Here is a 13,977-nt window from a genome sequence, read left to right on the forward strand (position 1 = left end):
GACGTGCGGTGCCGTCAGGCGCCGACTTTGTCGGCCGTCACGAGTTCACGCTCGTCCGTGCTCGGCGCGGGCAGCCCGTCGCCGTTGCTGCCGCGGTAACGCTCGTTGTCCAGGATCCCCTGCCGCTTCGCCACGATGACCGGGACGAGCGCCTGACCGGCGACGTTGGTCGCGGTGCGAATCATGTCCAGGATCGGGTCGATGGCCAGCAGCAGCCCGACGCCGGCCAGCGGCAGTCCGAGGGTGGAGAGGGTGAGCGTCAGCATGACGACCGCGCCGGTGAGCCCGGCGGTCGCTGCCGAGCCGACCACGGAGACAAAGGCGATCAGCAGGTAGTCCGTGATGGACAACGGGACGCCGAAGACCTGCGCCACGAAGATGGCCGCCAGGGCCGGGTAGATGGCCGCGCAACCGTCCATCTTGGTGGTCGAACCGAGCGGCACCGCGAAACTGGCGTACTCGCGGGGAACCCCGAGATTGTCGATCGTCACCTGCTGGGTGACCGGCATGGTCCCGACCGAGGAACGCGACACGAACGCGAGCGTGATGGCGGGCCATGCCCCGGCCAGGAACGCCTTCGGCGACAGGCCGTGGAACTTCAGCAGCAGCGGGTACACGGCGAACAACACGATCAGGCAGCCGAAATAGACATCGGCGGTGAACACGGCCAGCGGTGCCACCAGGTCCCAGCCGTAGGCCGATACGGCGTGCCCGATCAGCGCACCGGAGCCGATCGGCGCCAGCCGGATGATCCACCAGAGCACCGTCTGGACGACCGACAGGCCGGAGTCGGCGAACCGGATCAGCGGCTCTGCCTTGCTCCCGGTCTTCAGGGCGGCCGCGCCGAGAACGATGCCGATGACCACGAGTTGCAGCACGTTGAACGACACCGATGTGGTCGCCCCACTGTCGCTGACGGTGGTCGAGGCCTGCAGGCCCAGGAAGTTGGCCGGGATGAGGCCGGTGAGGAAGTCGGTCCAGCCCCCGGTGCGCCCGGCGAACTGCGCACCCTCGGTGGAAAGGCCGGTCCCGGTGCCCGGATTGGTGAGCGTGCCGAGGGTCAGGCCGATGGCCACGGCGATCAACGCGGTGATCGCGAACCAGACCACCGTCTGGACGGCCAGCCGAGCGGCGTTCGCGACCGCTCCCAGGCGCGAGATCGACACGATCAGGGCCAGCAGGATCAGCGGGACGACGACCGCCCGCAGCAGCGTGACGAAGATCGAACCGACCTGGTTGAGCAGCCCGTCCAGCCAACCGACCCCGAACCACCGGGCAACCAGCCCGAGGCCCACGCCCACCACCAGACCGATGATGGTCTGCGCCCAGAACGGAGTGCGGCGAACTGAGCGCCCCACCCTTTGCAAGCCTAACGATTCGGACAAAATGATCTACCCTTCCGGGGAAGCTGACGATTCTCAGCCGCCGGCTTCACCGGCGGGAACGCTCGTTGTTGAACGGGTACGGCCGCCCTGCACTCAGGTCACGGCCACCGGTAGTGGAAACGGCGCCGACACGGGGGGCATTCCTCGACCGCTGCCGTGCGGAGTGTGCTCTCGGACACTGGCATGCAAGCAGACGCAGACATACGTCGCCAGGGTGGGCCGACCGCCGTCGGGTGGGTTCGGTCGCGCCCAGTGCCACGCCAGCAGGGAGAATCTACGTCCCCGGGCTGATTCTCACTGCTGATGTGGCACTGGACCCGCATGCGGCCGCAGATGGACGACATCGGCCGCGCTGTAGGCGGTCACCCGGCCCTGTCCGTCCTCGACCAGCAGGGCACCGTCCGCGGCAACATCCACCGCCCGGGCGAGCAGCTGCCGGCCGCCCGGAAGCATGAGCCGCACGTCGGAACCGATCGTGGCGCAGGAGCTCCGGTAGTCGGACCGCAGGCCGCTGACGTCGATGTCACCGTCAGCGGCGACCCAACGATCGAGGAGATCACCGAACGCGTCGAGGATTCCGGCGAGCAGCACAGCGCGGTCGAGTGCGGCGGGCAGCGGGTGCGCGCCGATCAGCAGCAGCGAGGTGGCATCCGGTCGCGGCAACTCGTCGGCACCGAGCGAGACATTGATCCCCGCACCGACAACCACGGCGTCGTCGACCATCTCGCCCAGGATGCCGGCGCACTTACGGCCGTCGACGAGCACGTCGTTGGGCCACTTCACGCCGGCCCGGACGCCGCACACCCGTCCGATGCCGGTGACGATGGCGAGCCCGAGCAGGGCACCGGTCCACCCGCGCCGGTCCACCGGTACCTGCGGCAGCCGCACGAGCACCGAGAACATCAACCCCGCGCCCGCGGGACAGAACCAGTCACGGCCGGAGCGACCGCGGCCGGACAGTTGCTCCTCGGTGGTCAGCACCTGCCCGGACTCCGCGGTCGTCACCCGCGCCGAGAGGTCGGCATTCGTCGAGCCGGTGACGACGGTGTGCTCGATCCGCCAGCGCTGCGGTGCGGTGAGGGCCCGCTCGACGGCGGCGACGTCGATGGGTGTCCGCGACGACCGCACGACCTCCAGCGCATCGGCGTCCGGATGCGAGCCACCGGCGCCCGGGTGCGAACCACCAGCGCCCGGGTGGGAGCCGGCGGCGTCCGGCGGCGCGCCAGCGGCGTCCGGCGGCGCGCCAGCGTCCGGCTGATCGGGTTCGGTCATCCGGGCAACCGTACTGAGCCCGACGACCCTCTCCCGCACCGCCGATCCCTGCTTGGGTGGTTTATCCTGATCGCTCCGAATGGCCCAATTGGTGAACTGCGCCTCACAATGCGCCTTCGGACCCCTTCACCTGAGTAACCTCCAGAGCGTGAGTCGGTCCGCGGGCGCCCAGCACATCACCACTGCATCGACCCCGAACGGGGGTATACCCGTGCGCAAGAACGCACCGCACACAACGGCCGGCAAGCTGGCCGATCTCGAGCGGCGAATGGATGCGCACATCCACGCCGCCTCCGCCAGCGCAGTGGAAAGACAGCACGCCCGCGGCAGACTCACCGCCCGCGAGCGCATCGACCTGTTGCTGGACGAGGGATCCTTCGTCGAGTTCGACGCGTTCGCCCGGCATCGCTCGACGAACTTCGGACTGGCCGAGAAGCGTCCCTACGGCGACGGTGTCGTCACCGGCTACGGCACCGTCGGCGGCCGCAACATCTGCGTGTTCTCGCAGGACGTCGGCGTCTTCGGGGGATCTCTCGGTGAGGTGTACGGCGAGAAGATCGTCAAGATCCTCGATTTCGCGCTCCGTACCGGCCGGCCGATCGTCGGCATCAACGAGGGCGGTGGCGCACGGATCCAGGAGGGCGTCGTCTCGCTGGGTCTGTACGCCGAGATCTTCAAACGGAACGTCCACCTGTCCGGTGTCGTCCCGCAGATCTCGCTCATCATGGGCGCCAACGCCGGCGGGCACGTCTACTCCCCCGCGCTGACCGATTTCGTGGTGATGGTCGACCTCAAGTCGCAGATGTTCATCACCGGCCCCGATGTGGTCCGCTCGGTGACCGGCGAGGTCGTCACGCTCGAGGAACTCGGCGGCGCCCGGACGCACAACACCCGCTCCGGTGTCGCGCACTACCTGGCCCGGGACGAGCAGGACGCCATCTCCTATGTGCAGGACCTGCTCAGCTTCCTGCCGTCGAACAACCTCACCATGCCGCCCGCGATCGTCGAGGATGCGCAGCCCGACATCGAGTTGAACGACACCGATCTCGCGCTGGACACGCTGATCCCGGACGCACCGAACCAGCCGTACGACATGAACGACGTCATCGCCGCCGTCATGGACGAGGGCGATTTCCTGCAGGTGCACGAACTCTTCGCGCAGAACGTCATCGTCGGCTTCGGACGGGTGGCCGGGAAGCCGGTCGGCGTCGTCGCGAACCAGCCGATGCACCTGGCCGGCACGCTGGACATCGACGCCGCGGAGAAGGCGGCCCGGTTCGTCCGGACCTGCGATGCGTTCAACGTTCCGGTGCTGACCTTCGTCGACGTCCCCGGCTTCCTGCCCGGCACCGACCAGGAGTGGAACGGCATCATCCGCCGCGGCGCGAAGCTGATCTACGCCTACTCCGAGGCCACCGTCCCGTTGGTCACGATCATCGTGCGGAAGGCCTACGGCGGTGCGTACGACGTGATGGGCTCCAAGCACCTGGGAGCGGACGTCAACCTGGCGTGGCCGACCGCCCAGATCGCCGTGATGGGGTCGGCGGGCGCGGTGAACGTGTTGTACCGCAAGGAGTTGCAGGCACAGGCGGAGCTGACCGGCGAGTTCAGTCCCGAGGTCGCCGCACTGCGCGCGCGGCTGGAGACCGAGTACGAGGACACCCTGGTCAATCCGTACATGGCCGCCGAGCGCGGGTACGTCGACCAGGTGATCAAGCCGTCCGCGACCAGGGCGATGGTGACCAACGCGCTGCAGGTGCTGGCCGACAAGCGGGCGTCCCTGCCGCCGAAGAAGCACGGGAACATCCCACTGTGAGCGAGCGAAACAGCATCGGCACTGTGAGCGAGCGCAACGGCGTCGGCACAGTGAGCGAGCGAAACAGCATCGGCACTGTGAGCGAGCGAAACAGCATCGGCACTGTGAGCGAGCGACGCACCGCTGACGTCATCCGGGAGCGCAACGACCACGACGCGGCAACGGTGCTCGCCATCGTGCTCGCGCTCGCCGCCCAGGACGTCACCGAGGCCACCGAGGCATCCGGTCACAGGACGATCTGGAGCGACCCCGCGTACCGGCTCCGTACCCCGCAGCCGTCGCCGACCGGTTGGTGGGCGTCGGCGATGCCGCGATGACGACCCTGCTGCTCGCCTCGGCCTCCCCTGCCCGGCTCGACGTGCTCCGCACCGCCGGCCTGGACCCGTTGGTCACCGTGTCCGGCGTCGACGAGGACGCCGTCCTGGCCGCACGTGGCGGCGACAGCGCAGAGGGTCAGATCCTGGCCCTCGCCGAGGCGAAGGCCGATGCCGTGGCCGAACGGGTCTCACTCGGGCAGCTGCCGGAGGTCGCCCCCGACGACGTCGTCGTGGTCGGCTGCGACTCGATGCTGCTGATCGACGGCGAACTCCAGGGCAAACCGGCGGACGCCGACCAGGCCAGGTCGCGCTGGCGGCAGATGGCCGGCCGTGACGGCGTGCTGATCACCGGCCATGCCGTCCGGCGGGTGCGCGACGGCCGGTTGGGCGCGGGCGCCGCGGACACCCGGTCGACCGTCGTCCGGATGGGCCGGCCCACCGATGCCGAACTCGACGCCTACATCGCCACCGGCGAGCCGCTCGAGGTGGCGGGCGCGCTGACCATCGACGGCTTCGGCGGTTGGTTCGTCGAGGGCGTCGACGGCGATCCGTCGAACGTGCTGGGCATCTCCCTCCCGCTGACCCGCGACCTGCTCCGCCGGGTCGGCGTCGCCGTCACCGACCTGTGGCGGGCCACCGCACGCCACGACCAGAACCTCGAAGTCCCTACCCGTCGCTCTACCTGAAGGGGTGCCCGTGCACACCGTCCTGATCGCCAACCGCGGCGAGATCGCCGTCCGGGTCGCTCGTGCCTGCCGCGATGCGGGCCTCACCTCGGTGGCGGTCTACGCCGACCCCGACCGCGATGCACTGCACGTCCGCGTGGCGGACGAAGCGTATGCACTCGGTGGCTCGACACCCGGTGAGTCCTACCTGAACGCCGCGAAGCTGCTCGACGTCGCCGCCAGAGCGGGCGCCGATGCGGTGCATCCCGGCTACGGCTTCCTCTCCGAGAACGCCGAGTTCGCCCAGAAGGTCATCGACGCCGGCCTGATCTGGATCGGCCCGACACCGCAGGCCATCAGGGATCTCGGCGACAAGGTGACCGCTCGGCACATCGCCATGCGGGTCGGTGCGCCACTCGTTCCCGGCACCTCGGAACCGGTCTCCGGATACCCGGAGGTGATCGCCTTCGCCCGGCAGCACGGCCTGCCGGTCGCGATCAAGGCCGCGTTCGGCGGTGGCGGCCGCGGGCTCAAGGTGGCCCGCACCATTGAGGAGATCCCGCACCTGTACGAGTCCGCGGTCCGCGAGGCGGTCACCGCCTTCGGCCGTGGCGAGTGCTTCGTCGAGCGGTACCTCGACCGGCCCCGGCACGTCGAGGCGCAGGTGCTGGCCGATCAGCACGGCACCGTGATCGTGGTGGGCACCCGGGACTGCTCGCTGCAGCGCCGCTACCAGAAACTGGTGGAGGAAGCGCCGGCACCGTTCCTCAGCGACGAGCAACGCACCAAGATCCATTCCGCCGCCCGGGCCATCTGTGTGGAGGCCGGCTACCACGGTGCTGGCACCGTGGAATTCCTCGTCGGGCAGGACGGCTCGGTCTCCTTCCTCGAGGTGAACACCAGACTGCAGGTGGAGCATCCGATCTCGGAGGAGACCTCGGGAATCGACCTGGTCCGCGAGCAGTTCCGGATCGCCGACGGCGAGAAGCTGCGCTGGACGCACGATGTCCGGCCGCGCGGTCACTCGATCGAGTTCCGGATCAACGGTGAGGATCCGGGCCGCGGTTTCCTCCCGGCCCCGGGCACGGTCACCCGGTTCGTCCCGCCGTCCGGCCCCGGGGTGCGGGTGGATGCCGGCGTCGAGACCGGATCGGTCATCTCCGGCGACTTCGACTCGCTGCTCGCCAAGATCATCGTCACCGGCGCGGACCGGCAGGAGGCGCTGGAGCGATCCCGACGCGCGCTGGCCGAGATGCAGGTGGAGGGCATGGCAACGGTGCTGCCGTTCCACCGGGTCGTCCTTGACGATCCCGCGTTCACCGCCGAGAACGGGGTGTTCGACGTGCACACCCGCTGGATCGAGACGGAGTTCGTCAACACCATCGAGATGTTCCCGACGCCGGTCGCCGTGGAGACCCCCGCGCCGGCCGGGCCGCTGCGTGAGTTCGTCGCCGAGGTGAACGGTCGCCGGGTCCGGGTCGGGCTTCCCCCCGACCTGGTGTCGGTCGGGGCCGCACGACCGGCGACGGCGGGCCGCAGCAAGCGCGCGCGCGTGGCGCACACTGTCCCACTGCCGACTAAGGGCGCCATCGTCGCGCCGATGCAGGGCACGGTTGTGAAGGTGGCTGTGGAAGTCGGTGACGCGGTCCGCGCCGGGGACGTCATCGCCGTCATCGAGGCGATGAAGATGGAGAACCCGATCACCGCCCACCACGACGGAAAGATCATGGCGGTCAACGTCGAGGTCGGCGGCAAGGTCACCGCCGGGGCGGTCGTCGCCGAGATGACCGAGATCGAGACCGAGCCGATCCCGGAAGAGACCGTCGTCGACGTCGAATGATGGACGCCCCCGCCCAGGTCAAGGCAGGTCGCGATCCCGATTGCCCGGCACACTCGAGAGACGGGCCGAACGCGGACCTTCCGGTCGCATAGGTCGACCGGAGGTTCCGCAAGCACCCCTGTCCGGCGCGCGTGCAGCTGCCCGGCAACCGGACGCGGAACTCGTGGTCGCATAGATCGACCGGAGGTTCCGCAAGCACCCCTGTCCGGCACGCGTGCAGCTGCCCGGCAACCGGACGCGGAACATCCAGCCACATAGGACAACCGGACGTTCCGCAAACACCCCTGTCCGGCGCGTGGGCAGCTGCCCGGCAACCGGAGGTTCCGCAAGCACCCAGTCCCGCGCGCGTGCAGCTGCCCGGCAACCGGGCGCGGAACGTCCGGTCTCACAGGACGACTAAATGCTCCGCAACCACGTACCGCGCTGGGCTCGAATGATCAGCGACCGGTCGGCGCACCGGCAGCGCTGCCGTCGGCTTACAGTCGAGGGGTGAGTACAGCAGGGTTCTCAGGGTCCGACCCGTCCAAGCTCCGGATCGGTGACGCGGAGCGCAACTCCGCCATGGATGCCCTCGGCGAGCACCTCTCGTCGGGGCGGATCGACCTGGACGAGTTCGGCACCCGCAGCGCGCAGGTCAGTCAGGCGCGCACAGTCGGCGATCTCCGGGAACTGTTCGTCGACCTGCCCGCGCCGCACCCGACGTTGCCCGGACCACCCGCTCCGGCCGCCGACCGCCTGCCTGTCGGTCGACCGGCCGCGCCACCCGCGCGACAGGACGATCCCCGGACCCCTGCGCAGCGCATGGCGTCGTTCGCGCTGGCAGCGTCCGGGATCCTCGCCGCGGTGCTGTTCTTCGCACTCCACCTGCCCTGGTACATCTTCCTGCTGCCTGCCGTCGTCGGCGTGCTCACCAGCGCTGCCTGGGGCGGGGACTGGAAGGACGGCAACCGCCGGCGCTGAACGTCGTCGGGACCGTCTCATAGCTTCCCGTCAGCGGAGCCGCTGAGCATCTGCCGCCCGCACCGGCCTTTCGCCGAGTCTGCACCGGCCGTCGAAGAACGCACCGGCCGTTCGCAGAACGCACCGGCCGTTCGCTGAACGCACCGGCCGTTCGCAAAATCGACACCGCCGTTCGGAGAACGCACCGCCGTTCGCAGTCCGCACGGGACCTTCGTCGACGTGCAGCAGACATTCGCCGGGGTGCGTGCCCGGAGCGCGTCCGCACCTGCCCCTCGAGGTTCCAGCGGCGTCGCGAGGCGTCCCTGACCCAGCACGGCATGAGCAAAGGCACGGGACTCGACGCGACGCGCTCGGCTCGGTTCTGCTCGGCTCGGCTCCGACTGGCGACTTTCCCTCGCCCTTACCCCCGTTCGATGTCGAAGCATCGATGCCCGAACCGATTCCGTGACCGGCTTGGCCCGTTTTGGAACAAATTGATCACTCAGTCAACAATCACGCACTCTCGGTCACATTCTTTGCGACGTGCTCGTATCTTTCGAGGTACGTCGACAGGGTGATGCTTTTCTTGAGCACTTTCTGTGACAATTTGGGGGTGCGCGGGGCGGTGCGCACACTCGCCCGGGGGGCTGCGTCATCCGGTTGTGTTTCACACACCGCAGCGGGTGACACCACTTCTCTCCAGTCGTTCTTCGGCACCGCGCCGCACCACCAACAGCGTGAGCAGCACCTCCGCCCGGGATCACCGCGCGGTTTTTCACCACTCCTAGCGCGGAAATGTTGTGGACCTGACATGAGTGCACTGCTGAAAAGGACCCGCACCGTTGTGGCCGCCGTTGCGGTCCTGGCCTCCACGCTGACCGCGACAGCGGTGTCGACAGCGTCGGCGGCCGTCGCGGACACGGGCCAAGCCACATCGGCAACCTCGGCAGCGGCGGCAGTGCCGACCACCGGCAACGTCAGCTCCTCCACATCCGCGTCCAAAGTGACCACCCAGTCGTTCAGCACCGCTGCCGCCGCCGAAAGCTACTGGACGGCAAGCAGAATGGCCAGTGCGGTCGCACCCAAGGTGACCGCCACGGCGGCGAAGTTCACCGCCGGCAGCGCGGCACCGACGCAGAAGCTGGCGGCCGCCGTGCGCATGACCGACGTTCATTCCACCGCAGGAACATTGGCGGCTCCCAAGGCGGAACCGTTGCGAGCCAAGGTGACCCGGCCGTACACCAATCGTCCCGATCGGATGAATGGCAAGGTCTTCTTCAGTGAGGGCGGGGTCGACTACGTCTGCTCCGGCACCATCGTGAACAGCACCAACAAGGACATGATCGACACCGCCGGGCACTGCGTCAGCGACGGCGCGGGTCATTTCGTGTCCAAATGGGTCTTCGTTCCCGGCTATGCGTCCAACCCGTCCGGTGGGAAGGCGGGGATCTACCCGTACGGAATCTGGACCGCACGTCAGCTGACCACCACGGTTCAGTGGCATTACTACGGCAACATCAAGCAGGACCTGGCCTACGGGGTGGTTTCCAAGTTGAGCAACCGGCACATCGCCGCATATCTCGGTGGGCAGGGAACGTATTTCAACGTCAGCCGCACGCAGAAATTCAGTGCTTTCGGTTATCCGCAGGCGTTCCCGTTCAACGGACAGGATCAGCGGGTTTCGGTCTCCAACCGCGTCGGTGACGACCTCCTGCTCGGCGGCCTGCCCGGACCGCTGCCAATGCGGATCGTCTCGAACCAGACCGGCGGGACGAGCGGCGGCGGCTGGATCGTGGGCATGTCGGCGTCAACCGGACTCGGGCACGTCAACGGCCACAACAGCTACCGGTACCTGAGCGGACCCACGGCCAGCGCGGACCGCCTGTACAGCCCGTACTACGGCAACGAGGCATTGTCGCTGTACAACTTCACCCGGGTCCTCTGAGCGACACTGCCCGGCGAACTGCCCCGGCGAACTGCCCCGGCGAACTGCTGGAGCGGCCCGCCCCGGCGGCGTCTGGCCGCCACCTGCCCCGGCGACCCACCCCGGCGACCCGCTGCCGAGACGCACCACAAGCCCATCCGGACGGCGACTTGACGGGGGACCCGCTCGCACGGTCATCTTGGCGGGTGGACTCCCTCCGGACCAGCGTCCCCACCACCCAGCCCCGCCCTGGTGGAACGGGGACCAGTGCCGCCCCGATCGCCGCCACCCCGAGTGCCGGCGTGACGATCGCCGAGGCCGCACGGCGGTGCGGCCTGACCGCCCACACGCTCCGGTATTACGAGCGCGACGGCCTCCTGCTCGAGCAGGTCGGGCGGGCCTCCACCGGCCACCGTCGTTACACCGACCGCGATCTCGCCTGGATCACCATGATCACCCGGCTTCGCGCGACCGGGATGCCGATCCGCGACATCAGGGCCTACGCCGCACTGTGCCGGGCCGGCGAGGGCAACGAGCGGGAGCGGCTCGCCCTGCTGCTCGAGCATCGGGAACGGGTGCTCGCCGAGCTCGCGGCCACCTCGGAGAACCTGCGTGCCATCGACGGGAAGATCGGCGTCTACCGCGATCGGCTGCAGCGTTCCAAATCGGCCTGACGACCGGGGCTTGACTTCGAGCGCGCTCGAAGGTCAAGGGTGGACTGCATGACCACTTCACATGACACCGCGTCGACCCCTGACACGTCCGCTCCGGCCGATGCGGTCCTCGGCACCCGCACACTCGGATCGGCGGCTCTCGCGAGCGACCTGACGGTTTCCACCATGGGCCTGGGATGCATGGGGATGTCGGAGTTCTACGGCGCCGCCGACGAGTCGGAGGCGCTCCAGACGATCGGCCGGGCGTTGGATCTGGGCGTCAGCCTGCTCGACACCGCGGACATGTACGGCCCGTTCACCAACGAGCGACTCGTCGGCCGGGCGATCGCCGGCCGGCGGGACGAGGTCGTCCTGGCGACCAAATTCGGCAACGTCCGCGACGCGACCGACCCATCGCGCAGGCGGGTCGACGGCAGCCCGGAGTACGTCCGGGCCGCCTGCGACGCGAGCCTGCAGCGGCTGGGCGTCGACCACATCGACCTGTACTACCAGCACCGGGTCGACAAGTCCGTCCCCATCGAGGACACCGTCGGCGCGATGGCCGAACTGGTCGCGGCCGGCAAGGTGCGCCGACTCGGCCTGTCGGAGGCGTCGGCCGCGACGATCCGGCGGGCGGCGGCGGTGCACCCGATCACCGCACTGCAGACCGAGTACTCGCTGTGGACCAGGCACATCGAGGGCGAGATCCTGCCCGCCATCAGGGAACTCGGCATCGGTCTCGTGCCGTATTCGCCGCTGGGCCGGGGATTCCTGACGGGTGCCATCACCTCGACCGAGACCCTGGCCGCCGACGATTTCCGCCGGATGAGCCCGCGATTCGCCGGAGACGCCTTGCAGGCCAATCTCGCGCTGGTGCAGCGGGTGCGGCAGATCGCCGACCGCAAGGGCGTCACGCCGGGCCAGTTGGCACTCACCTGGGTGCTCGCCCAGGGCCAGGACGTCGTGCCGATCCCCGGCACCAAGCGGATCAGCTACCTCGAGGAGAACGTCGCCGCAGCACAGCTGGTGCTCGACGCCGACGATCTCGCCGAACTGGAGCAGGCGTTCCCGGCGGACGCGGTCGTCGGCGCCCGCTACCCCGACATGTCGACGATCGACACCGCCAACTGAGACACCGCCAACTGAGACACCGCCAACTGAGACGAGCCATCTGAGACCCAGCCGACCGAGACCCAGCGAACTGAGACCCAGCCACCTCAGACCGAGCTACCGAGACCCAGCCGGCCGACATCGCCAACCGACCCGCCGCCGGCAACCGCGGGACCAGGTCTTAGGTCAGGCGACCGGCGACGCGACGAGGTCGCGCACCTCCGGCGCCTCGAGCCGGACCTTCTCGGCCGAGGCGTCGTCCGGTTCGGTCTGCGAACGCCGCTCGGCGTCGACCCTGGCCTGGTACACCTCGACCTCGCGGGCCGTCTCCTCGGCCGTCCAGCCGAGCACCGGAGCCATGATCTCGGCGACCCGCTGCATCGACTCGGTGCCGCGGTGGGCGTACTCGATCGAGATCCTGGTCCGGCGGGCGAGCACGTCCTCCAGATGCAGCGCGCCCTCGTGGGTCACCGCGAACAGCGCCTCCGCCTGGATGTAGTCGGCGGCCCCCGGGATCGGCTGCAGAAGTGCGGGATCGGCAGCGGCGGGGGCCAGAATGTCGTGGATCTCCGAGCCGTACCGGTCCAGCAGGTGGCGGATCCGGTACGGGTGGATGGCGTGCTGCTCACCGAGCCGGTCCGCCTGGTTGACCAGCGCCTGGTAGCCGGGGGCGCCGATCAGCGGCACGTCCTCGGTGCACGAGGGGTTGATCCGGCCGGGGAGGTCCTCCGCGGCGGCGTCCACCGCATCGGCACCCATCACCCGGTAGGTCGTGTACTTGCCGCCCGCGATGCCGACGAGCCCGGGCGCCACCCTGGCCACCGCGTGCTCCCTGGACAGTTTCGACGACTGCTCGCTCTCACCGGCCAGCAGCGGCCGGAGGCCCGCGTACACGCCCTCGATGTCGTCGTGTGTCAGCGGAACGGCCAGCACCTTGTTCACGTGATCAAGGATGTAATCGATGTCGGCCTTGGTCGCGGCGGGATGCGCGAGGTCGAGATTCCAGTCGGTGTCGGTGGTCCCGATGATCCAGTGCGACTTCCACGGGATGACGAACAGCACCGACTTCTCGGTCTTCAGGATGATGCCGCTCTCCGAGGTGATCCGGTCCCTGGCGACGACCAGGTGCACGCCCTTGGAGGCACGGACCTTGAACCGGCCACGCCCGCCGGACAGCCGCTGCAGCTCGTCGGTCCACACACCTGTGGAGTTGATGACGACCCGGGCGCGAACGTCGGTCTCTCGCCCCGTTTCGACGTCACGCACCCGCACCCCGGCGATCCGGTCGGACTCCTTGAGGAAGCCGACGACCTGGGTGGACGAGCGGACCACGGCGCCGTACGACGCCGCCGTCCGGGCGACGGCGAGGGTGTGCCTGGCGTCGTCGACCTGGCCGTCGTAGTACTTGATGCCCCCGACGAGCGCGTCCCGCCTTAGGCCGGGGACCAGGCGCAGGGCGCCGGCCCTGGTGAGGTGCTGGTGTCCCGGGACCGACCGGGCTCCGCCCATCGTGTCGTACATGATCAGGCCGGCCCCGACATACGGGCGCTCGACGAGGTGCTTGGACAGCGGGTAGAGGAAGGACACCGGTTTGGCCAGGTGCGGGCAGATCTTGGTCAGCATCAGCTCCCGCTCGCGCAGTGCCTCCCGGACCAGCCCGAACTCGAACATCTCCAGGTACCGCAGGCCGCCGTGGAAGAGCTTTGACGACCGGGACGAGGTGCCCGAGGCGATGTCCCTGGCCTCGACGAGAGCGACCGACAGTCCCCTGGTCACCGCGTCCAGGGCGGCACCTGCACCGACCACACCGCCGCCGATCACCACGACGTCGAAGGTCTGACTGCCGAGCCGGTCGAAGCTGGCCGCCCGTTCGGCGGGGCCCAGTCGAGCACTGGATTCCGTCACCGGTTTGCTCGCGCCGTTGCTCGCCGTCGTTGGCTGGGTCATCACTCGGCCGCCCTCCTGCTCGGTGGCGGCCCTGCCGGTGCTGGTGGGACACCGCAATCCACGCTACCGGCGCATCCGATCGGCGCAACCGCGGCGATGACGGGCAGTC

11 protein-coding genes are annotated in these 13,977 nt (G+C 69.1%); 8 read left to right on the forward strand and 3 right to left on the reverse strand.

The features are described from left to right. Positions 1 to 14: 14 nt before the first annotated feature. Positions 15 to 1,367, reverse strand: a complete 1,353-nt coding sequence (locus ACVBEQ_RS14255; protein WP_447153970.1) for a dicarboxylate/amino acid:cation symporter — start codon at positions 1,365 to 1,367, stop codon at positions 15 to 17. Between the two features lie 312 nt (positions 1,368 to 1,679). Continuing rightward, a complete protein-coding gene (locus tag ACVBEQ_RS14260) occupies positions 1,680 to 2,657 on the reverse strand; it encodes a biotin--[acetyl-CoA-carboxylase] ligase (RefSeq protein ID WP_447153971.1) in 978 nt (325 codons plus the stop codon). 175 nt (positions 2,658 to 2,832) lie between these two features. Between ACVBEQ_RS14260 and ACVBEQ_RS14265 the strand changes: the two genes are divergently transcribed. From ACVBEQ_RS14265 to ACVBEQ_RS14300, 8 genes are all read left to right on the forward strand, one after another. Then, a complete protein-coding gene (locus tag ACVBEQ_RS14265; protein WP_447154082.1) occupies positions 2,833 to 4,473 on the forward strand; it encodes an acyl-CoA carboxylase subunit beta in 1,641 nt (546 codons plus the stop codon). 104 nt (positions 4,474 to 4,577) lie between these two features. Beyond that, on the forward strand, positions 4,578 to 4,790 hold the full coding sequence (locus tag ACVBEQ_RS14270; RefSeq protein WP_447153972.1) for an acyl-CoA carboxylase epsilon subunit: 213 nt from the start codon (positions 4,578 to 4,580) through the stop codon (positions 4,788 to 4,790). Then, positions 4,787 to 5,476, forward strand: a complete 690-nt coding sequence (locus ACVBEQ_RS14275; RefSeq protein WP_447153973.1) for a Maf family protein — start codon at positions 4,787 to 4,789, stop codon at positions 5,474 to 5,476. The genes ACVBEQ_RS14270 and ACVBEQ_RS14275 overlap by 4 nt, the downstream gene beginning before the upstream one ends. 4 nt (positions 5,477 to 5,480) lie before the next feature. Beyond that, complete coding sequence (locus tag ACVBEQ_RS14280; protein ID WP_447153974.1) at positions 5,481 to 7,295, forward strand: acetyl/propionyl/methylcrotonyl-CoA carboxylase subunit alpha; 1,815 nt, start codon at positions 5,481 to 5,483, stop codon at positions 7,293 to 7,295. 489 nt (positions 7,296 to 7,784) lie between these two features. Then, entirely contained in the window at positions 7,785 to 8,255 is a 471-nt protein-coding gene (locus ACVBEQ_RS14285; RefSeq protein ID WP_447153975.1) for a DUF1707 SHOCT-like domain-containing protein, read from the forward strand. Between the two features lie 790 nt (positions 8,256 to 9,045). Further along, positions 9,046 to 10,179 carry a trypsin-like serine peptidase gene (locus tag ACVBEQ_RS14290; RefSeq protein WP_447153976.1) on the forward strand — a complete coding sequence of 378 codons (1,134 nt, stop codon included), beginning with the start codon at positions 9,046 to 9,048 and terminating at the stop codon, positions 10,177 to 10,179. Between the two features lie 257 nt (positions 10,180 to 10,436). Continuing rightward, on the forward strand, positions 10,437 to 10,832 hold the full coding sequence (locus ACVBEQ_RS14295; protein WP_447154083.1) for a MerR family transcriptional regulator: 396 nt from the start codon (positions 10,437 to 10,439) through the stop codon (positions 10,830 to 10,832). A 48-nt stretch (positions 10,833 to 10,880) separates the two neighbouring features. Beyond that, complete coding sequence (locus tag ACVBEQ_RS14300; RefSeq protein WP_447153977.1) at positions 10,881 to 11,942, forward strand: aldo/keto reductase; 1,062 nt, start codon at positions 10,881 to 10,883, stop codon at positions 11,940 to 11,942. 165 nt (positions 11,943 to 12,107) lie between these two features. Here ACVBEQ_RS14300 and ACVBEQ_RS14305 read toward each other — a convergent pair whose 3' ends face one another. Then, the gene (locus tag ACVBEQ_RS14305) at positions 12,108 to 13,868 is read right to left on the reverse strand and encodes a glycerol-3-phosphate dehydrogenase/oxidase (protein ID WP_447153978.1); all 1,761 of its coding nucleotides are present in this window, start codon (positions 13,866 to 13,868) and stop codon (positions 12,108 to 12,110) included. Positions 13,869 to 13,977 lie beyond the last annotated feature (109 nt).

The organism is Nakamurella sp. GG22 (assembly GCF_052976845.2).